A 19,025-nucleotide genomic window follows, 5' to 3' on the forward strand; every position below is an offset into this window, starting at 1 on the left:
ATGAACGATTTTGGTTATTAAACTGGTGTTTTTTTCTTTTTCTCGATGCGGATGTTTGACTTTATTGCTTTGCGAGTAAATTCACCAAAAAAGGGCAGGAATGGAAGTAAACAAGGAAGTGCGTTTAGGTGCACTGGACTTATTAAGAGTAATGGCCGCATTTTCAGTGGTTTTGGTTCATGTTCTCTGGCCGTATCGAGAGTTATTGGGTGAGATATCTGACAATGACTGGCTGGCTGCAGTCGTTCTAAACTGCCTGAATAGGTGGGGTGTCCCTGCTTTTATCATGATCACTGGTGCGTTACTGCTATCTGATCAGACGCCATTTGACCCATTATTATATTGCCGTAAGCGTGTGATGAAAGTCGTGGTGCCTTTCCTGAGTTGGTCACTCGTTTATGCGCTTTTTTCCGCTTTCAGTGGCTGGCGTTTCGATATCGGGGTATTTTGGCAGACTGTGCTGTCTCTGCCGAAGTCGGCAACCTATTACCATCTTGATTTCTTTTACTACTTTATTCCGCTGTATGTCGTAATACCGTTTCTTCGGCCATGGGTTCAGGCGGCTGACGGCACCGCGCTGTTGGCTGTCAATCTGTGTTGGGGGGCACTGTGCCTGCTCAGACTTTTCGGTTTTGAGTTGGGGTTGTTTACCAATCTGGCTTATTACAGCGGGTATCTTGTTCTTGGATATAGCCTTATTCGGTATCCCGCTGTCCGGGCTTGGTCTTTGCCTTTGGGCCTTGTGTCTATGGCTATCACGAGTTACATGGTGGTGGCAGCAAGCTTTGATGCGGGTCTTTATCTGCCACAACTCTGGCTCTCTTACCAAACACTCAATACCGTATTCATCGCAGCCATGATGTTCAGTGTTGCTTTTCAGCTGTATGCGTGGATTGACGAATACCACTGTTTAACCATCAGGAACATTAGCAGACATAGTTTGGGTATTTATCTCATCCACCCTTTACTTCTGGTGCCCTTACATTGGATAGATGCCACACCAGCTCAAAGCTGGCTGGCAATTCCTGCTATCAGTGCCCTGGTCTTTCTACTTTCTTTTTATTTGTCACGTTTGATGGCCCGTTATCGCTCAGTTTCCTGGCTGGTTCCTTAAAAGCGCTGCAGTTTGGCAAAGTGCATAAACTGGTTGCCTTTGTAGGTCAGGGTACCGCAATCACCCGGTGAAATAGCATGGTAGTAGTGCACACCAATCTGAAACTCACGTTTTGGACCGCCTTCCATTGGTTCAACATAAATCCAGTATTCATCCTGTTCCTCGTGCGCTGCTGCGTTGGAACGGGTGACGGTCTGCTTATCAAGAATACGGATATCGATGGTCTGCGAGGTTGCACCTTCTCCCAGAGTATGTTTTTTATAGGTCATGAAAAAGTAGGTTGCTGATACTGCAATCAGCGCCGTGATAATAATGATCAAAATAACAGGCATAGCAGACTCTTTTTAATGTTTGGTATTTTAGTTTCACACACCAGTGTACGGCACCTATGACCTGACGAGAAAAAGCGATAAGGATTTTTCGTGATCTATCCCACTTATCCCAAGTTGAAGTCATCACAAAGTGGGATAAGTTGAGGACCAAATGTTGAATAGTACAAGGCGACAGGGGGATGGTAATGGATAAAATTGGACGTGTTGTTCGTTACAGCCGACGATTAGAGCGCCTGTTGAGGGAGCATTACCACGCAGAGGGAAAGGGGCTTCATCAACTGGTCACCAGCTGTGAGCAACGTTTACCTCATGATGCAATTGGTCAGCTGAGATTCGTTGCGACAGTCAGAAATAAAGCGGTTCATCAAGATGGTTATGAGATTGATGATATAAAGGGATATGAGAAAACCTGTCGTCAACTGGAAACAAAACTGGTTCCTCGCGCTGGGAAGCGTATCTGGTGGCTGACGTTTGGCTTGATCTTTTTATTCACTGCGATGGCAATGGCTTTTTACGTCTTGTACTGGGGACTATTTATCGAGCATTAAAAAAGCACCTTATGGTGCTTTTTTACTTTTACACTGACTGTTTATTTCCTTAGTAAAGGATTGGCAGTGTCATCAGGCTGACGACAACCGCGATTATCATTAGACCTTGTTTTTGTCCTGCACTCATTGTCGCCAACTCCTCTTAACCAATTATCCTCTAATGATAACCTACAATAAATCAATGTTCAATGTAATATTTTTTCTAAACATCCAAAATAATATATTAAATAGTTTTTTTTACCGATTTTATGGGTGTTTTTCTGTGTTTTTGTAAAAGTTAATCATTAGTTTTTTTATTTTAAATTGTTGATTTTATTTATTATTATTTTTATAAGATTAAATATATTTTTTATTGGTTAGTGTAGGTTGATATTTTGTTTCTAAATTAACTAATTAGTTGTTTTGTCTGGTTTTATAAACACGTCATGTCTAGTATTTGGTCAGGTGAATGCGTTTTCAACTGACTACTTTTTTGTAGAAAGAAGGACGATGCCACTTTTTATCAGCAATGAATGATTCATTAATAAGGTCGTTTAACTTTAACATCTATCATTTTAATTAATTGATATTGAAAGACTTATATTTTATTTGTTAATAGTTTTCAAAACGTTTTCTGCATTTTTTATCCGCTCTTGCTATCAGTTATGACGTGTTGACTGTGCTGGTGGCGTTATATCCAACTGTGTCTGCCCATCAACAGAATTGATGACAGGGTATCCAGTTGTCGTTAACACTATTGTATGATGTGTGGTTAAAGGTATTTGGGTTCTGGCTGTCAGAGCCATGCTGGCTATCATGTTTAGGGAGAAATGGATGTTAAGTTGGTTAGCTGTTTGCTGTTCCGGCCTGATGCACATCAACGCCGCATACAGAGGACCGAGATGGCAATACTACCTTTTCAAGCCACTGACAATTCTGTGCCTCATTGCGATTGCCCTAGTCGCGGGTGAACCCGGCACATATCGCGACTTCATCATTGTGGGCCTCGTTTTTTCACTCGCTGGTGACGTATTACTGATGTTACCCAAGGAGCGCTTTGTCAGCGGTCTGTCGAGTTTTTTTCTTGCTCATCTTTGCTATAGCGGTGCTTTCTGGCAAGCGAATGATGGCAATGTTGTTTTATGGTTGCCTTTCATGTTGGCAGCTTTCGGTGTGATCTTATTTTTACTTCTCCTTCCTAACCTTGGCAGGTTTGTCCTTCCTGTCGCCATTTATATTTTGATGATATCCCAGATGACGTGGGCAGCAGGTCAGGTTTGGTTAGCTCATCCAGGACAACTCTCCGGTTTTGCTTTTTGCGGAGCGCTGCTATTTATGTTTTCAGACGCTGTGCTTGCTGTTGATAAATTTAAAGGGCCTTTCAAGTCAGCCACTATGCTGATCATGGGAAGTTACTTTTTGTCACAGGCTTTGATCACCGCCTCTGCTTTGGGATGACAAGGAAAGGGAGAATGTGATGAACAAGTGGCTTGAAATATACAAAGCAGCGAACTCGCTTGAGGCACATAGCCTCAAAGGGATGTTAGAGGCGATAGGTATCAAGGCTACCTTGAAAGGAGAATCACTGTCTTCAGCTGCTGGCGAGCTGCCAGCCGATGTTGTTGCCGTGACACTATGGGTGCAGGCCAATAATGAAGTCAGAGCAAGAGAAGCATTGGCAGATTATGAGAATCAGCATCTCAGTAGCTGGATATGCAAGCAATGCGGCGAGGAGAACGCGGGCAGCTTTGAGTTATGTTGGCAATGTTCAACCGAGCGATAGAAGGTGAGCGAATGCTCACCTTCAGTGGAAGGACCAAGTCGCGAGTTATCTAATATGATCAAAGTAACTTACGAGACCATTGAGGAACATTTGAACTGAAATCATCAGAAGTAACATCCCCATCAAACGTTCAATCGCCGCCAGCCCTCTGTCACCAACCAGCTTCTCGAACAACTCACCAAACATAAGGATGAAAGAAGAAGCCCCCCAGGCCATCAAAAGTGCCAATGTCCAGTCGATCATCATGTCTGGTGACTGATGAGCAATCAGAATCAAAGTGGCGAGCACTGAAGGGCCTGCCAGCATGGGTATCGCCAGTGGAACGATCAACGGCTCTTCACCTGCTGCAAGGCTGGTTGTCTTATCCTGTGAGGGAAAAATCATTTTTAGCGAGATCAGAAAAAGGATGATGGAGCCAGAAATGGAGATGGCCTCGCGTTGCAGTGACAGGAAATTTAGGATCCCTTGTCCGGCATAGAGAAACAGCAACATGACGACAAGAGCGATAAGTAGCTCCCGAATCAATACTTTTCGGCGTCGTTTCTTTTCTATATGGCGGAGGATGGACGAGAAGATGGGGAGGTTCCCCATCGGATCCATGATAAGAAACAGCATTACTGCAGCTGAAACCATATCCATGTGTTGTATCCCTCTAGGCGGTGTGCAAACAAAACCTCCATTCAACGTGATTTTGCAGAGGGATACAATTTGAAATTGCCATAAAAAATGACATAGCTGAAAAGCAGGCTTTTCTGCTGCTTGGGTATATCAGTAACTGATTCTCAGCTCATGTATTTTCGGCGGATATCCAGCATGGCAAAAATGCCAAAGATAAGAATCGACCACTTTTCCCAGCGAGTGGCCGCTATCTTGTCGCCAAACGCGCCAATAAATATCAACATCTGAATACCGTGCATCATAAATAGAAATCCGGTAAGGATATAAAGTGTGATTGCAGCATTGCCCGGGAAGGGGTAGAAGATGTTGGCGAACAATACCAACCAAACAAAGGAGATGGACGCTTTTGCCACCAGAATTAACGCTTTCATTTATCCCTCTTTTACATACAGCCTGAATGTCACCTGACCCGCTGTTTTTTCTTTGAACATTGACCATGAAGTCGGAGTGGGCAATTCAGCCAGCTCTTTTTCACATTCGACATAAATAAGGCTACCGACTGTCAGCCAACCGTTTTGCTCAAGGCTTGAGAATACCTCTTGCAGTAAATCCTTACGAAACGGTGGATCGACAAAAACAATATCTTGCGGTTCCCCCTGTTGCTTCAAAACAGCAAGAGCGTCCTGATTTACGACGTTTACGTCTTTTGCAGCCAATGTTTGCAGGTTCTGAGTGAGCTGCCGGGCTGCAACAGGATCTTTTTCAACCAGAGTGACAAAACCCGCCTGTCGGGACAAGGCTTCAAGCCCAAGGCTGCCACTACCCGCAAAAACATCCATACAGCGAGCCTGATAAATATCAGACATCAGCCAGTTAAACACCGTTTCCTTTACTCTGTCAGTGGTTGGTCGAAGCCCTTCAACATTGGTGACAGGCAATTTACGTCCACGCCAACGTCCGCCAATGATCCTGACAAAACCGGGCGTGCCAGTGTTTTGGCGTCCCCGCCCTTTGTGTGTTGCCGGGCGATTGGGGTTAATGTTTTTTGAACTACGTCTCGTCATAGATTTTTCGACCGCAAAGAAGGTGATAGTATATGCCGTTCAGGTATCCTCATGGTGTTTTTCCATACCTCAGAGCCTGCATTTTGCATGGCCCGGCTGAGATTACTATCCGGTAAATGTAACGGCGGGTAAACACTGAGTATCTGCACAGCGGCGGTGTTGCCGCACGCGCATCATTTGAACAGTTAATGTAATTAGCGCTGATTGTATCAATCAAGCTTTAGGATTTGCCAATGGCAGAAAAAAAGAAACGCGGATTTATGTCCTGGCTGGGCTTTGGCCGCAAAAAAGAACAGCAAGAAGAAACCCAGTCTGTCGAACAGGACACTGCGGTAGAACAAGATAATATGGCAGAAGAGGTAGCACAGCAAAAAGCTGCCGCGTTGGCTGAAGAGCAGGCAAGGCTTGAAGCCGAAGCTGCAACTCTTCGTGAACAAGAAGAAGCGCGTCGTAAATCAGAAGCGGAAGCTCAGGCTCGTGCAGAAGAAGAGGCACGTTTAAAGGCAGAGGCTGAAGCCAAAGCGCGTGCCGAAGAAGAAGCACGCTTAAAGGCAGAGGCGGAAGCCAAGGCTCGCGCCGAAGAAGAAGCACGTTTAAAAGCAGAGGCTGAAGCCAAAGCGCGTGCAGAGGAAGAGGCGCGCTTAAAGGCAGAGGCTGAAGCCAAGGCCCGCGCCGAAGAAGAAGCACGCTTAAAGGCAGAGGCTGAAGCCAAGGCTCGCGCCGAAGAAGAAGCACGCTTAAAGGCAGAGGCGGAAGCCAAGGCTATTGCTGAAGAAGAAGCACGAATTGAAGCAGAAGCTCAGGCTCGTGCAGAAGAAGAGGCTCAAGCTGCTGATGAGGCACTTCGCCAACAAGCACAGGCTGAAACCGCAGAAAAAGAAAAACCCAAACGTGAAGGTTTCTTTGCTCGTCTAAAACGCGGACTACAGAAAACCAAAGTGAATATTGGTGCGGGTTTCTTTGGTCTATTCAGTGGTAAGAAAATCGATGATGAGCTTTTTGAGGAGTTGGAAGAGCAGCTACTGATCGCTGATGTTGGTATGGATACGACGACCAAGATCATTGACAGTCTGACAGACAAAGCCAGCCGCAAAGAACTTAAAGATGGTGAAGCACTGTATGGTCTGCTGAAGCAAGAGATGGCTGATATTCTCTCTGAGGTAGAACAGCCATTGGATACCACGACAGCCCAAAATGGTCCCTTTGTGATCCTTATGGTGGGCGTTAACGGTGTGGGTAAAACCACGACCATCGGAAAACTTGCCAAGCAGTTTCAGCAACAGGGCAAGTCTGTGATGCTTGCTGCTGGTGATACGTTCCGCGCTGCAGCCGTTGAGCAGCTGCAGGTATGGGGTGAGCGAAATAATGTTCCCGTTGTCGCACAGCATACGGGCGCCGACAGTGCTTCAGTGATCTATGACTCAATTGAAGCCGCAAAAGCGCGAAATGTTGATGTAGTGATTGCAGATACAGCGGGCCGCCTCCAAAACAAAGCTAACCTGATGGAAGAGTTGCGTAAGATTGTTCGTGTCATGAAGAAACTTGACCCGAATGCTCCGCATGAAATCATGCTGACAATCGATGCAGGGACTGGACAGAATGCCATCAGTCAGGCACGTTTATTTAACGATATTGCACCACTCACCGGTATTAGCCTGACCAAACTGGACGGAACGGCGAAAGGCGGTGTTATTTTTGCCGTCGCCGATCAGTTTAAGATCCCGCTTCGTTATATTGGTGTCGGTGAAGGTATTGACGATTTGAGAGAATTCGCAGCAGAAGAATTTATTGAGGCGCTGTTCAGCAGGGAGGAATAAGCAGCTTGATTCGGTTTCAGCAGGTCAGTAAGGCCTACCAAGGGGGAAGGCAGGCTCTACAGAAGGTCAGTTTCCAGCTCGAAAAAGGTGAAATGGCCTTTTTGACCGGTCACTCCGGTGCCGGTAAAAGCACACTGTTGAAGCTACTCTGCGCGATGGAGCGTCCCAGTGACGGCGTCATACAGTTTAACGGACATGATATTTCCCGTCTTCCTCACAAAGATGTCCCCTTCCTGCGCCGCAGGATAGGGGTTATTTTTCAGGATCATAAATTGCTGATGGATCGCACTGTTTTCGACAATGTGGCGTTACCACTGCGAATCAACCTCGCTGATGATAACGATGTGAAAAAGCGGGTATCTGCGGCATTAGATAAGGTTGGCCTGCTTGATAAAGCAATGTGTCTGCCTATTCAGCTGTCGGGAGGTGAACAACAGCGTGTCGGTATCGCCCGTGCAGTTGTCAACCGCCCGCTGGTGCTGATTGCTGATGAGCCAACAGGTAATCTTGATGCAGAGTTGTCGCAACAGATTATGTCGTTATTTCGTCAATTTAACCGTATTGGTGTGACAGTGTTGATGGCAACCCATGATACCTCCTTACTTGATAGCTACCCGGATATTCGTCGTCTTGATCTGGTGCAGGGTAGGTTGAATGGCTAACTTTTTACGAATCCACATCGAACAAGGTGGGCAGGCATTCAAGGAAATTGTTGCTCGCCCGGCCAACCATTTGCTGACTATTTTAGTACTCGCGGTTGCGTTAAGCCTGCCCACAACACTGTTTTTACTGAGTAAGAACTTGTTAGAGGTAAAAGGACAATGGCAGAGCCCGACACAGATAACTGTGTATTTAGCGGAAAATGTTTCGCAAAAAGAGGGAACTAATCTTGCCAAGGCCCTCACTAAGGTAAAGGATATCGCTTCGGCTGAATATATCAGCCCAGATCTTGGACTTGAGCAGCTCAGAGCGCATTCGGGTTTCGAGCAGTCTATCAGTCTGCTGGAAGAAAACCCGTTACCGGCGGTCATATTGGTGACAGCGATTGAAACGGCCACGCCCAATGATGTCTCAATGTTGGCGACGACGATAGGGTTGAAGAGCCAGATAGAAGAGGTGCGGCTTGATCGTGACTGGTTGCAACGCCTACAAGCTCTCGAACAAGTTATTCTCGCGCTGACCGTTACTTTTTCTTTGCTGATGTTGATTGGGGTATTCCTTATTATAGGTAATACACTGCGACTGACCGTACTCAGCCATAAAGAAGAAATTCAAGTAATGAAGCTGGTTGGAGCGACAGACAGCTTTATACTGCGCCCATACCTGTATCAGGGGGCGTGGCTGGGTTTATCGGGTGCGATATTGGCGTGGTTTATTACTCTGCTGGTGACCTTATTTCTGGACAGGGCCGTATCATCACTAGCAGCACTGTATGACAGTCAGTTTATGTTATCAGGCCTTCGTGCCGATGAACTGATTATCTTACTGCTCTTAGCATCATTTACTGGGTTGTTGGCAGCAAGGCTGGCGACAGCGAAACATCTTAAAAAGTTGAACCCAGTCTAATGATCAACTGTACCTGACTAAAGATTGTTTTAGAGAGCAATGCTTGAGTTTTGTGCGTTTAAAGTACATCATATCGGATCACAGTGGACGTTTTCCCCGATCCGAAGGATCAACAATAGACGAGGTGACGATGACAACAGAAATGTACGCACTGGCTCCGATCTCCCAGGATAGCTATGACAGCTACCTGCAAAACGTTAACAGCTATGCAATGCTGTCAGCGGAAGAAGAGCGTCGGTTAGCTGAGCGTCTGCATTACGAGGGTGATTTGGAATCGGCGAAAAGCCTGATCCTGTCGCATCTTAGGTTTGTTGTTCATATAGCACGAGGCTATTCCGGTTATGGGTTGCCTGTCTCTGACTTAATTCAGGAAGGTAATATTGGCTTGATGAAAGCGGTAAAACGCTTCAACCCTGAAGTGGGTGTCAGGCTTGTCTCTTTTGCTGTTCATTGGATCAAGGCGGAAATTCACGAGTATGTGTTACGCAACTGGCGCATCGTGAAAGTAGCAACTACCAAGGCGCAACGTAAGTTGTTCTTTAACCTTAGAAAAGCGAAAAAACGCCTTGGATGGTTCAACGCGGAAGAGGTCAACATGGTTGCTGAGCAGCTTGGTGTTGATGCTGCAGAGGTGCGTGAAATGGAGTCCAGGCTCGCTGCACAAGACGCAGGCTTCGATGCCACTCCAGACGACGATGATCGTGATGGTGGACCTGCTGCACCTGTTTTCTTCCTCGAAGACAAGTCGTCTGATCTGGCGGATAACATTGAAGCCCAAAACTGGGAAGACCATGCGAACAGACGTCTTGCGCAGGCTATTTCAACACTTGATGACCGCAGCCAGCACATTGTCCGTTCACGATGGCTGGACGACAATAAGCCGACCTTGCAGGAACTTGCCGAGCATTATCAAGTGTCCGCTGAACGTATTCGACAGCTCGAAAAGAACGCGATGAAAAAGCTTAAAGTCGCGGTAGGTGATGACATTTAAGGTTATCTCTTAAACTGAAAAAGAACCGGCTGAGGCCGGTTTTTTTGTGCTGGATGAAGGGTTACAATCTTATCCTCATAAAGTTATACACAGCTTATTAAAGGATCGATACTACATCTAGTGGATCCAAATGGGTGATCAACCCTTATCAACGCAATTCACAGGATTTTCCACAGCTGGACAAAGTTTGCTCTATCCGGGAGTGTGACTCTCTGCTGTCATAGAAAAAAGTCATGTAGAATAAGTGCTAATCGGTACTCGCCTCCTGTGTCGCGGTGCCATGTTTTTTTAAAACTTCCGGTTTGGAGTGGAATAACCTATGGAAAATTTTGCGCATATCTCAGTTTCAGATGCGTGGACGATGATGAATAAACAGGATCAACCCGGCGTTATGGTCGATATCCGGGATCCTCAGTCATTCCAGTTATCTCATGCAGAGGGAGCATTCCACCTAACAAATGACACCGTGGTCACCCTCATGCAGGAAGTTGATTTTGAACAGCCTGTACTGGTGATGTGTTATCACGGCATAAGCAGTCAGGGCGCAGCCCAGTACTTGATCAATCAGGGCTTTGAGGAAGTATATAGTGTAGATGGTGGCTTTGAAGCGTGGCATCGTGCCTCGTTACCTGTCCAACCTTCGGAGTAAAAGGCGTTTATAAAATGTTTAGATTGGGCGCTATCAGCAATCACAGAATGGCGCAGGCGTTTGTCGACTACATGGACACCCTCGGGGTAGAGCTTAAGCTTAGCCCTGAAGGTGAGGGGCAACTGGCTATCTGGCTGGTGGAAGATCAGCATAAGAGCCTTGCTGAGGCTGAGTTCCAACAGTTTCTGGAGAACCCAAATCGAGACAAATATCTTGAGTCTTCATGGAAGGTAGCCGAGAGTCGAACTGCGAGTTTTAACTACAGTGCACCAGGCATACTTTCCCTCGTGAAAGAGCAGGCAGGATTGATCACTCTATCTGTTATGGTGATTTGCATTGCTGTATTCAGTGTTAGCTGGCTGGGATTTATTGGTCCTGTTTTTTCAATATTACACTTTCCTGCAGATGTCAGTGAATCTTGGCAGGTATGGCGCTGGTTCAGCCATGGAATCATTCATTTTTCGACCCTGCACCTGGTGTTCAACCTTGTCTGGTGGTGGGTTCTTGGCGGTCGAATTGAGCAGAGGCTCGGCAAATGGTCACTACTACAGATATTTTTCGTGTCGGCTGCTTTTTCAGGATTGGCGCAGTATCTGGCTGAGGGACCAAACTTTGGCGGCCTCTCCGGCGTTGTTTATGCCCTCTTGGGTTATGTATGGATGATGGGTTATTTTGCGCCACATAAAGGGGTGTCTATCGAGAAAGCCCACATCGGATTCATGCTTGTTTGGTTGGTCATTGGTTTCTATGAGCCAATGGGAATGAAAATTGCCAATATTGCTCATTTGGCAGGGCTGGCCTCAGGTTGCGTAATGGGATGGTTGGCATCACGCAAGTAACAGGCAAGGTGCGCATAAATGACTTGCGCACCTTTGAGCAGTGGCTGTGCTGGTGTTATTTACCTTGCTCCTTTACGTTCTCTCCTGCTTCAGCGCCTTTGAGCTCGTTGACCAGCTGAGGTGTAACATCAGGGTCAATCACCATCTTCTTCAACATCAGTTCAAATTTCGTTGATTTTAGTGCGCCGCTATCTATCACATCAATCACGGGAACCTGTACGCGAACCCCTCCGCTTTTCAGCATACCGCTCAAACTTGCTAATACCTGCTCGGCCTGTTTCGGATCGCTCTTCACTAGCGCAATAACAAGGTTAATGATCAGATGCGCCATTGAGATGGTTTCGTTATTTTTTTCCTGTTTTACCAGCAGCTTTTCCAGCTCATCAATAGCAGTTTGGTTCTCAAGCTTATCTTGAGCTTTCTCCTCTTCCAGCGCATTTTCTTCGACTTTTTTATCACCGTCTAAAGAGACTGGCTTGAGGCCTAATCGATGCAAATTTCTGGCAGAGTGACCATTCATCTGCAGTTCACCGATATCTTTATCCAGCACTGCCGCATGTTGGGTTTGTCCTTCATCGTCAGTATTAACATCATCAGATATGCCCGTAACCATTGGCTCAGGTGCAAGAGGTCTTGCGTATAAGTGCTGCGGAGGCATCCCCTGAAAGTTCATATTAGGGATGCCGTCAAATCCCTTATTTATTGACATAACGTTTTCCTTCTATTTTTCAAATACACCTTCAATGACATCTATGAACATGTGTGTATTTAAAATGAAAAAGGTTCCAACCAGAGCACCTGTACCTTGGGTCACTATTGATAAAGGTATTTAGTAAATAACAGATCTTTGATGATGATTTGCTTGGTTTCGGCTTCGAGAAGGGCATTTAATTGTGTTAAACACTTTTCACGCAGTGCTTCGCGGCCTGCCATGGATTTAATGTTAGTTTCCGGTTCTTTACTGATGATATTTATGAGTGCGTCCCGCAAAAGTCCTTGATGATAAGCAACAGTAGCCTCGAGTGTTGGGTCTTCCAGCATTAATTGCACCTTAACATTGATGAACCCAACCTTGGCGCCTGACGTTATATAGTTAGTAGTGATCTCTGGTTGCATTGTGTAGTAAACAAAAGAAGGTGCCGCAGAGGCTCCCTCTTCAGCAAGAGCTGAAAAAGGGAGTGATGGGAGAAGAAGAAGTATGAGAGACAGGTGGCGAAGTTTTTTCATCATAGTCATAGCTCAGAAGTTAGTCTGATTCCTGTTTGGGTTTCACTGAATGAACCTCAGCGGTGTACAATACAGCATTAATATAGAGGTAATTATTGACCATCTCGGCCACTTGTATGTCGTTTTTGTCATTTGATATCAGGATAACATGACAGAATTCAAGTCATTATATTTATCAGCGCTGCGAACGGCGCAATGGGATTGCCCAGATTGGCAGGGATTGGAAGGAACGTCAAAGGGAGCATGGCTGCTTGAACCCGGTTCGATGACAGAAAGGCTAAAACACTTCTGCCGTGAGCTCGAGGTCCGTGTCATTTCATTGGAAAAATACCCGGCAGATACCCTCACCGAGACGGAAAAGCATCTTCTGAATGATGAAGACTGTTTAGTAAGGGACGTGGTGTTGATTGGGGATGGTATCCCATGGATTTGCGCCCGTACGCTAATGCCACTGTCTACCCTGACTGATCAGGAAGAAGACATTGCGGAACTCGGTGCCGTTCCGTTAGGGCAGCGTGTTTTCACTCATGAAACTGCGCGGCGAGACGCACTTGAAGTGACAACACTGGATGTGGCAGACGGAAGGCTTCATGCAAGACGGTCTCGACTCTGGTTAAATGAAAAACCTATGCTGGTGTGTGAGGTCTTCCTTCCTCACTCCCCTGTGTACTTTACTGAGGACGTTGCGAATGGAAGCCACTAAAGTCAGAGCATTCTGGCAGCTAACCCGAATGGACAGGCCAATCGGTACGCTGCTTTTAATGTGGCCGACCTTATGGGCGTTGTTTGTGGCTGCCAATGGTCTTCCTGATCCCCATATCTTGTTGGTTTTCATTGCGGGTGTCGTTTCAATGCGCGCTGCGGGTTGTGTGATCAATGATTTCGCTGATCGCAAAGTGGATGGTCATGTGAAACGGACCAAGCTACGTCCGCTCCCTTCTGGGCTGGTATCGTCTAAAGAGGCTATTGCGCTCTTTTTGGTTTTGGTGCTGATATCATTCGCCTTGGTGATGACACTGGACTGGTTCACGGTCAGTTTATCTGTTGTTGGGTTGCTGTTGGCGTTCATCTATCCCTTCATGAAGCGTTACACCCATATGCCACAACTGGTGTTGGGTATGGCATTCGGCTGGGCGATTCCCATGGCCTACGCTGCCCAGGCGGGAGAATTGCCCCTCGTAGCCTGGCTGTTGTTCGTTGCAAATATCGCGTGGACAGTGGCGTATGACACCCTGTACGCCATGGTTGACAGAGATGATGATGTGAAAATTGGCGTCAAGTCGTCGGCGATTTTATTCGGCCGTTTCGACCGCCTCATTGTGGGAATTCTCCAGCTCTTGTTCATTGCTTTGATGGTGGTAGTGGGTCTGCTGGCACAGCTGACAATTCCCTACTACCTCGGTTTGTGTGCTGCCTCGGCTCTGCTGGTTTACCAACAAGTGATTATCCGGACTCGCGGGCGTGATGTGTGCTTCCAGGCATTTCTCAACAACAATTATGTTGGGATGTTGGTGTTTCTCGGTATCGCGGCCAGTCTGCTTCTTCACTAAAGAGTTACATATAAAAACGGCGGCTCGTTTTTTTATTGAGGTTTATTGCTTTTCGATCGGCTGATTAAGAATCGCCTGTATGGTCAGTTTCACATCGGGCGAGATGAGAGACGTGACAATCTTCATTAATTCTGCCAGTTTCTCTTCCTGTGTCGAACAGCAATTGTCGTCGGCATAGCCTTGCTTTCTCAGCGTTGTCACTAAGATACTGAATACCCCTTTGTCGAAAAATTCAGGTGCATTGATGCCATGCAGACGTGATAAACGTTGTGCCATCATCAGGCTTTGTTTTTCCAGCTCTGCTTTACCCGGTTGATGGTGACTCAATAGGGTCAGCGTGATTGCATATCGCTGAAGCGTTTCCGCCACTGTTCGACCGAGTAGTTGAAGCTGATTGAGTTTGGCCGGGTTTATCGAGAGCGTATCCCCATCTCGCTGAATAAGCGCAGTGTCTGTCATTATAAAGAGGATATTGTCGACGTAATCATCGAGATAGTGGTCGGCATTACGCATGTACAGTTCGGCTTTGAAGAAGGGATAGAGGGTCCGGACTGTATGGCAAAGCTCACTATAAGTTAGTGTGTCTTTACATACCAGCTGCTGGGCGATGAGTGAAGGTATCGCAAAAAGATGGATAATATTGTTGCGATAGTAGGTCATCAGTGTGGATTGCTGTCTGTTCAGAGAGATGATGTCACCCAGTGAATCTCGCTCAACAAGAAACTTATCCAGTGACAGCGCATGCTCAACCATCTCAGAGGCTGACTCATCAGGGACAGTCCTCGACGTCGAGTAGGGCGCATGGCGGAGGAGGTCAAGGTATAAGCCAATTTGAGCTTCCAAAGCATCACGGCTCAATGCACGTTGTCTGGACGCCAATAGAGCGGTTGCGCATAGCGTTAGCGCGTTGGTCGCCGCCGCACTGTTAATGCCCGTCATCATTTTATCTGCCAGCTGGTTGACTGTGGGGATCAGCCACTCTGGGCGTTGAGGCTCTACCGGATTGATGGACTCATGCCAGTTAGGCACATTTTCATTCAGGTGCTGGTTGATAGAGATGGGCTCACCGAAGTTGACGTAGCCTTTACCAAAATTGCGCAGCTTGCGCCAAATCCCTAATACCTGCCCAAGACTCTCTTTTTCTTTACGTTTACCTTGCAGCTCTTTGGAGTAAGTAGCCACTTCCATGACGTGCTCGTAACCGATGTAAACAGGAACCAGCGTAACAGGGCGTTTCAATCCTCTGAGCATAGCTTGCAGTGTCATCGCAACCATGCCTGTCTTTGCCGCCAGCAGGCGTCCAGTCCGTGAACGGCCACCTTCTGAAAAGTATTCGACAGAATAGCCACGAGCAAACAGCTCAGCCAGATATTCACGGAACACGGTCGAGTAGAGTCGGTTACCCTTAAAAGACCGACGGATAAAGAATGCGCCGCTGCGACGGAAAATAGTGCCAGCAGGGAAGAAGTTAAGGTTTACCCCGGCAGCAATGTGTGGTGGCACTAACCCTTCTTTATAGAGAACATATGAAAGCAGAAGGTAATCCATATGTGAGCGATGGCAGGGCACATAAACAATCTCATGACCGTCCTGTGCCAGTTGTCTTACTCGCTCAGCATTATTGATTTCAATACCTTGATAGATTTTGTTCCAGATGTAGGTCAGCACGCGATCGAGCAGCCGGATCAGCTTGGGTGAGAAGTTAGCCGCGATCTCTTCAAGCATATCAATCGCTTCTTTTCGCACTTTATCACTCGGAACGTTGCGGCTTTTCGCCTCCTCTGCGACCACTTTTTCAATGGCTTTTGAGTTGAGCAATCTGGCAAACAATGCCTGTCTATCAGGGAGTTTAGGCCCGGAGGCTGCGCGTTTCTGGCGAGAGAAATGAATCTTAGCCACCCTTGCGAGCTTTTGCGCGATACTGGCATCAGTGCCATGTTGGTCTGCCATCAGACGAAGTGAGACAGCGCGGCTAAAACGAACCATGCCGTCGCGGCCAAGGGTGATAATGGCCCAGGCTTTCTGCGGGCCATTCATAGGCTTCAACGATGGACCATGGGTTCTGGTTTCATTACCCGGCGAGCGATCCCATACCACTGAAGCGGGGACCAACTGGATATCTAATTCACTGTCCTGCTTGTGCAGCTCCAACAATTCGCCAAATAAATCCAGTGATTTTTCGGGTATTTCGTCTTTTCGATTGAGCAGACGGTTCCCTTCAGAAATGAATACATATCGGCTAAATGATTTGCCATTGATCTGCAGCGGTTCCAGAGGATCTGGCAACTGATGTTTTAAGCAACTGGCTCTAAGCGTAAGTAAGTCAGTGTGCGAGTGGAAAGGGAGCACGTAAACAACAGGTCTGGAAAGGTCCAGATCAAGCTCATTAACTGGGTCCGAAGGAATACTGATTGTTTTAACCAGCGTAGAAACAGGTAAATTCAATAGCTTATGATAAATGGATTGCCAAGCAGACATGGAATTGCGGCCTCATACGTTTAGTGCGCGGCAAGCATAGCAGAAAATACCCCTGTGAACTGCTGGTTGATCGCCGTAAATCGTGATCTTTTAGTGATTGAACTGAGAAGTTCTTAGCTTTTTCATATTACAAAGATGGCGGGAGGCATCTCCCGTTTCGGTGCACACAAATGGCTAAATAATAACTGATTGGCTTTTCAATGGTTAAAACACTGGATATACTCACAGTTAACTGTATAAAAAGACAGGTCAAGCCATGAAGCCGTTAACAACGAGACAACAAGAAGTTTTTGATTTAATCAAAGCTAAGATTGATGAAACAGGTATGCCACCAACGCGGGCTGAAATTGCTCGTGAGCTGGGTTTCCGATCTGCCAATGCTGCTGAAGAACATTTGAAAGCGCTAGCCAGAAAGGGTGTGCTTGAAATCGTACCCGGCGCATCACGAGGTATTCGACTGCTGGTCAATACCGAACCCGCCAATGACGAACAAGGTCTGCCATTGATTGGCCGTGTTGCAGCTGGCGAGCCTATCCTGGCTCAGGAACATGTAGAGACTCACTACAATGTGGACCCTTCTCTATTCAAACCTTCTGCAGATTTTCTTCTGCGTGTTAACGGGATGAGTATGAAGGATATCGGTATCATTGATGGAGATTTGTTGGCTGTTCACCGTACACAGGACGTGAGAAATGGACAGGTCGTTGTTGCCAGAGTCGAAGATGATGTGACCGTCAAAAGGCTCGAAAAGAACGGAACTGAAGTGCTCCTGCATGCTGAAAATGAAGACTTCTCCCCAATTGTGGTTGATTTAACTCAGGAAAGTTTATCAATTGAGGGGATCGCAGTAGGTGTTATCCGTAACACTGACTGGATGTGAAAAAATCACAAATAAGTAACATTTTCGTGTTTTATGGCGGCTTGGCGACAAAAAACCAAGCTGTCTCGTATATTTTACTTTTTACAGGCTTTGTCGTACCCACTGCGGTAATAGATACGAACAACAATTGCGACACACGGTCGCAGTGAAAATAAGTGATCCTTTCCCTATCAAATAAAAAATTATATTTTTCAAAATAGTATCTTGCTAACTGCTATTTCTAGGCGGGTTCTTGATTCAAGTATTGCAACACCTGTCCTCATGTCGAAATTTCGTGTATCCGTTCAAGTTTCAGGGCAATAAATTGCTTGTTTTTTGTCCTATGCCCTTTCCTTTTCTAGGTTTATTAGGTAACAATCTCTTAACGACGCATTAACTATAATTGCCATTTTATAACTCAGGCGTCTCTGGAACCTTTGTGAAACTTAGGAGGGATCGAGTGATTACCCGTCTACTGTTCGTGTTTTCCATGTTTGTGCCTGCATTTTCAGTATGGGCAGAGTCAGGGCAGTCCCTGAATTTAACCCGTGGTGTCACTGAGATTAGTGAGCAGGTGTATGGGCTTCACATGACGATACTGTATATATGTATCATCATTGGTGTCCTTGTTTTTGGCGTTATGTTTTGGTCCATCATTCACCATCGAAAATCAAAAGGTGCTGTTGCTGCCTCATTTCACGAGAGCACCAAGGTAGAGGTGGCATGGACTGTCGTTCCTTTTCTTATCCTCGTTGGTATGGCCGTTCCTGCGACCAAAGTGCTGCTTGCTATGGAAGATGCCAGTGACCCTGACATCACCGTTCAGGTCACTGGCTCGCAATGGAAGTGGCACTATAAATATTTCGATCATGACGTTGAATATTACTCTTTACTCGCCTCCTCTCCAGCGCAGATCGCAAATGAAAAACCCAAACGGGAAACGTATCTTCTCGAAGTCGACAGACCGCTAGTACTGCCCATCGGCAAAAAAGTGCGTTTTTTGATCACGTCAGAAGACGTCATCCACTCTTGGTGGGTGCCAGACTTTGCAGTGAAGAAAGATGCCAACCCCGGCTTTATTAATGAAGCGTGGACTAAAATTGATAAGCCAGGGATTTATCGCGGGCAGTGCACTGAGCTGTGTGGTAAAGACCACGGCTTCATGCCAGTGGTTGTGATCGCAAAACCTGTAGATGAGTTTGAGCAATGGGTACAGAAAACAGCAGCAACACAGCTTGCCGCCAAGCAAGAAGAGCAAAAGTTGCTGGACATGAAAATGCCCATGGATGACTTGATGTCAGTAGGCGAGGAAGTGTATCTCGCCCGTTGTGCTGCGTGTCACATGCCAAACGGCGAAGGACTTGCGGGTGTTTTCCCTGCCATTGCTAAAGCGGATATTGCGGTGAATCCAAGCAGGGTGCTTGAGCATGTCGACACTATTGTGAACGGCAGACAAGGAACGGCAATGCAGGCGTTTGGTAAACAACTTACCCTTAAAGAATTGGCAGCGGTGGTGACTTATCAGCGCAATGCGTGGGGTAACAATACTGGCGAGTCTGTCCAGGCGGCGCAGATAAATGCGGTGCTAAACGGCAAAGAGCTTTAAGGAGA

At 46.6% G+C, this 19,025-nt stretch carries 21 protein-coding genes; 14 read left to right on the forward strand and 7 right to left on the reverse strand.

All coding sequences use genetic code 11. From position 1 onward, the window contains the following. Positions 1–100 precede the first annotated feature (100 nt). A complete protein-coding gene (locus A8L45_RS10605; RefSeq protein ID WP_068902033.1) occupies positions 101–1,114 on the forward strand; it encodes an acyltransferase in 1,014 nt (337 codons plus the stop codon). Here the strand turns inward: A8L45_RS10605 and A8L45_RS10610 are convergent. Continuing rightward, on the reverse strand, positions 1,111–1,446 hold the full coding sequence (locus A8L45_RS10610; RefSeq protein WP_068902035.1) for a DUF2500 domain-containing protein: 336 nt from the start codon (positions 1,444–1,446) through the stop codon (positions 1,111–1,113). The two genes, A8L45_RS10605 and A8L45_RS10610, sit on opposite strands and share 4 nt — an antisense overlap. A gap of 185 nt (positions 1,447–1,631) precedes the next feature. Between A8L45_RS10610 and A8L45_RS10615 the strand changes: the two genes are divergently transcribed. The 3 genes from A8L45_RS10615 (at position 1,632) to A8L45_RS10625 (ending at position 3,756) form a co-directional block, all read left to right on the forward strand. Next, positions 1,632–1,994, forward strand: coding sequence for a DUF4145 domain-containing protein (locus tag A8L45_RS10615; RefSeq protein ID WP_068902174.1), 363 nt, complete (start codon positions 1,632–1,634; stop codon positions 1,992–1,994). A gap of 813 nt (positions 1,995–2,807) precedes the next feature. Then, positions 2,808–3,431: a lysoplasmalogenase gene (locus tag A8L45_RS10620; protein ID WP_068902037.1), complete on the forward strand. Its 624-nt coding sequence runs from the start codon at positions 2,808–2,810 to the stop codon at positions 3,429–3,431. 19 nt (positions 3,432–3,450) lie between these two features. Continuing rightward, complete coding sequence (locus A8L45_RS10625) at positions 3,451–3,756, forward strand: putative signal transducing protein (RefSeq protein WP_068902040.1); 306 nt, start codon at positions 3,451–3,453, stop codon at positions 3,754–3,756. Between the two features lie 45 nt (positions 3,757–3,801). Here A8L45_RS10625 and A8L45_RS10630 read toward each other — a convergent pair whose 3' ends face one another. The 3 genes from A8L45_RS10630 to rsmD all read right to left on the reverse strand — a co-directional run bounded on the left by A8L45_RS10630 (position 3,802) and on the right by rsmD (position 5,438). After that, on the reverse strand, positions 3,802–4,395 hold the full coding sequence (locus tag A8L45_RS10630; protein ID WP_068902042.1) for a YhgN family NAAT transporter: 594 nt from the start codon (positions 4,393–4,395) through the stop codon (positions 3,802–3,804). A gap of 143 nt (positions 4,396–4,538) precedes the next feature. Next, positions 4,539–4,805, reverse strand: coding sequence for a DUF1145 domain-containing protein (locus A8L45_RS10635; RefSeq protein ID WP_068902044.1), 267 nt, complete (start codon positions 4,803–4,805; stop codon positions 4,539–4,541). Then, positions 4,806–5,438 carry a 16S rRNA (guanine(966)-N(2))-methyltransferase RsmD gene (gene rsmD / locus A8L45_RS10640; RefSeq protein ID WP_068902045.1) on the reverse strand — a complete coding sequence of 211 codons (633 nt, stop codon included), beginning with the start codon at positions 5,436–5,438 and terminating at the stop codon, positions 4,806–4,808. A gap of 233 nt (positions 5,439–5,671) precedes the next feature. Here rsmD and ftsY point away from each other — a divergent pair, with 233 nt between their 5' ends. The 6 genes from ftsY (at position 5,672) to glpG (ending at position 11,300) form a co-directional block, all read left to right on the forward strand. Then, complete coding sequence (gene ftsY, locus A8L45_RS10645) at positions 5,672–7,255, forward strand: signal recognition particle-docking protein FtsY (protein ID WP_068902047.1); 1,584 nt, start codon at positions 5,672–5,674, stop codon at positions 7,253–7,255. A gap of 5 nt (positions 7,256–7,260) precedes the next feature. Continuing rightward, positions 7,261–7,917, forward strand: a complete 657-nt coding sequence (gene ftsE, locus A8L45_RS10650) for a cell division ATP-binding protein FtsE (RefSeq protein WP_068902049.1) — start codon at positions 7,261–7,263, stop codon at positions 7,915–7,917. Continuing rightward, positions 7,910–8,821 carry a permease-like cell division protein FtsX gene (ftsX, locus tag A8L45_RS10655; protein WP_068902051.1) on the forward strand — a complete coding sequence of 304 codons (912 nt, stop codon included), beginning with the start codon at positions 7,910–7,912 and terminating at the stop codon, positions 8,819–8,821. Before ftsE ends, ftsX begins: the two co-directional genes overlap by 8 nt. 130 nt (positions 8,822–8,951) lie before the next feature. Beyond that, a complete protein-coding gene (rpoH, locus tag A8L45_RS10660; protein ID WP_068902053.1) occupies positions 8,952–9,812 on the forward strand; it encodes an RNA polymerase sigma factor RpoH in 861 nt (286 codons plus the stop codon). Positions 9,813–10,131: 319 nt separating this feature from the next. Beyond that, positions 10,132–10,461 carry a thiosulfate sulfurtransferase GlpE gene (gene glpE, locus A8L45_RS10665; protein ID WP_068902055.1) on the forward strand — a complete coding sequence of 110 codons (330 nt, stop codon included), beginning with the start codon at positions 10,132–10,134 and terminating at the stop codon, positions 10,459–10,461. Between the two features lie 14 nt (positions 10,462–10,475). Continuing rightward, complete coding sequence (gene glpG / locus A8L45_RS10670) at positions 10,476–11,300, forward strand: rhomboid family intramembrane serine protease GlpG (protein ID WP_068902057.1); 825 nt, start codon at positions 10,476–10,478, stop codon at positions 11,298–11,300. 55 nt (positions 11,301–11,355) lie between these two features. Here glpG and A8L45_RS10675 read toward each other — a convergent pair whose 3' ends face one another. Both A8L45_RS10675 and A8L45_RS10680 read right to left on the reverse strand, forming a co-directional pair. After that, a complete protein-coding gene (locus tag A8L45_RS10675) occupies positions 11,356–12,009 on the reverse strand; it encodes a hypothetical protein (protein ID WP_068902058.1) in 654 nt (217 codons plus the stop codon). Between the two features lie 104 nt (positions 12,010–12,113). Beyond that, positions 12,114–12,530, reverse strand: coding sequence for a flagellar basal body-associated FliL family protein (locus tag A8L45_RS10680; protein WP_245680700.1), 417 nt, complete (start codon positions 12,528–12,530; stop codon positions 12,114–12,116). A 145-nt stretch (positions 12,531–12,675) separates the two neighbouring features. Here A8L45_RS10680 and A8L45_RS10685 point away from each other — a divergent pair, with 145 nt between their 5' ends. Together A8L45_RS10685 and ubiA are read left to right on the forward strand one after the other, a co-directional pair. Beyond that, the gene (locus A8L45_RS10685; RefSeq protein WP_068902060.1) at positions 12,676–13,230 is read left to right on the forward strand and encodes a chorismate--pyruvate lyase family protein; all 555 of its coding nucleotides are present in this window, start codon (positions 12,676–12,678) and stop codon (positions 13,228–13,230) included. Further along, complete coding sequence (gene ubiA / locus A8L45_RS10690; RefSeq protein WP_068902061.1) at positions 13,217–14,077, forward strand: 4-hydroxybenzoate octaprenyltransferase; 861 nt, start codon at positions 13,217–13,219, stop codon at positions 14,075–14,077. The genes A8L45_RS10685 and ubiA overlap by 14 nt, the downstream gene beginning before the upstream one ends. Before the next feature lie 42 nt (positions 14,078–14,119). Here ubiA and plsB read toward each other — a convergent pair whose 3' ends face one another. Continuing rightward, positions 14,120–16,555, reverse strand: coding sequence for a glycerol-3-phosphate 1-O-acyltransferase PlsB (plsB, locus tag A8L45_RS10695; RefSeq protein WP_068902062.1), 2,436 nt, complete (start codon positions 16,553–16,555; stop codon positions 14,120–14,122). A 256-nt stretch (positions 16,556–16,811) separates the two neighbouring features. On the opposite strand from plsB, the gene lexA reads away from it, so the two are divergent. Further along, positions 16,812–17,435, forward strand: a complete 624-nt coding sequence (lexA, locus tag A8L45_RS10700) for a transcriptional repressor LexA (protein WP_068902063.1) — start codon at positions 16,812–16,814, stop codon at positions 17,433–17,435. Positions 17,436–17,904: 469 nt separating this feature from the next. Further along, complete coding sequence (gene coxB / locus A8L45_RS10705; protein WP_068902180.1) at positions 17,905–19,020, forward strand: cytochrome c oxidase subunit II; 1,116 nt, start codon at positions 17,905–17,907, stop codon at positions 19,018–19,020. Positions 19,021–19,025: the final 5 nt, after the last annotated feature.

The sequence above is a fragment of the Veronia pacifica genome (assembly GCF_001707825.1).
Classification (GTDB): Bacteria; Pseudomonadota; Gammaproteobacteria; order Enterobacterales; family Vibrionaceae; genus Veronia; species Veronia pacifica.

What these genes read in the sequence shown, in the direction of transcription:
- A8L45_RS10615 (WP_068902174.1), top strand. Translation starts at nt 1,632, where the DNA reads ATGGATAAAATTGGACGTGTTGTTCGTTACAGCCGACGATTAGAGCGC.
- glpE (WP_068902055.1), top strand. Translation starts at nt 10,132, where the DNA reads ATGGAAAATTTTGCGCATATCTCAGTTTCAGATGCGTGGACGATGATG.
- A8L45_RS10675 (WP_068902058.1), bottom strand. Translation starts at nt 12,009, where the DNA reads ATGTCAATAAATAAGGGATTTGACGGCATCCCTAATATGAACTTTCAG.
- A8L45_RS10620 (WP_068902037.1), top strand. Translation starts at nt 2,808, where the DNA reads ATGTTAAGTTGGTTAGCTGTTTGCTGTTCCGGCCTGATGCACATCAAC.
- coxB (WP_068902180.1), top strand. Translation starts at nt 17,905, where the DNA reads ATGTTTGTGCCTGCATTTTCAGTATGGGCAGAGTCAGGGCAGTCCCTG.
- plsB (WP_068902062.1), bottom strand. Translation starts at nt 16,555, where the DNA reads ATGTCTGCTTGGCAATCCATTTATCATAAGCTATTGAATTTACCTGTT.
- A8L45_RS10680 (WP_245680700.1), bottom strand. Translation starts at nt 12,530, where the DNA reads ATGATGAAAAAACTTCGCCACCTGTCTCTCATACTTCTTCTTCTCCCA.
- ubiA (WP_068902061.1), top strand. Translation starts at nt 13,217, where the DNA reads ATGGAAGCCACTAAAGTCAGAGCATTCTGGCAGCTAACCCGAATGGAC.
- A8L45_RS10685 (WP_068902060.1), top strand. Translation starts at nt 12,676, where the DNA reads ATGACAGAATTCAAGTCATTATATTTATCAGCGCTGCGAACGGCGCAA.
- lexA (WP_068902063.1), top strand. Translation starts at nt 16,812, where the DNA reads ATGAAGCCGTTAACAACGAGACAACAAGAAGTTTTTGATTTAATCAAA.
- A8L45_RS10605 (WP_068902033.1), top strand. Translation starts at nt 101, where the DNA reads ATGGAAGTAAACAAGGAAGTGCGTTTAGGTGCACTGGACTTATTAAGA.
- ftsX (WP_068902051.1), top strand. Translation starts at nt 7,910, where the DNA reads ATGGCTAACTTTTTACGAATCCACATCGAACAAGGTGGGCAGGCATTC.
- A8L45_RS10630 (WP_068902042.1), bottom strand. Translation starts at nt 4,395, where the DNA reads ATGGATATGGTTTCAGCTGCAGTAATGCTGTTTCTTATCATGGATCCG.
- A8L45_RS10625 (WP_068902040.1), top strand. Translation starts at nt 3,451, where the DNA reads ATGAACAAGTGGCTTGAAATATACAAAGCAGCGAACTCGCTTGAGGCA.
- rpoH (WP_068902053.1), top strand. Translation starts at nt 8,952, where the DNA reads ATGACAACAGAAATGTACGCACTGGCTCCGATCTCCCAGGATAGCTAT.
- rsmD (WP_068902045.1), bottom strand. Translation starts at nt 5,438, where the DNA reads ATGACGAGACGTAGTTCAAAAAACATTAACCCCAATCGCCCGGCAACA.
- A8L45_RS10635 (WP_068902044.1), bottom strand. Translation starts at nt 4,805, where the DNA reads ATGAAAGCGTTAATTCTGGTGGCAAAAGCGTCCATCTCCTTTGTTTGG.
- ftsY (WP_068902047.1), top strand. Translation starts at nt 5,672, where the DNA reads ATGGCAGAAAAAAAGAAACGCGGATTTATGTCCTGGCTGGGCTTTGGC.
- A8L45_RS10610 (WP_068902035.1), bottom strand. Translation starts at nt 1,446, where the DNA reads ATGCCTGTTATTTTGATCATTATTATCACGGCGCTGATTGCAGTATCA.
- glpG (WP_068902057.1), top strand. Translation starts at nt 10,476, where the DNA reads ATGTTTAGATTGGGCGCTATCAGCAATCACAGAATGGCGCAGGCGTTT.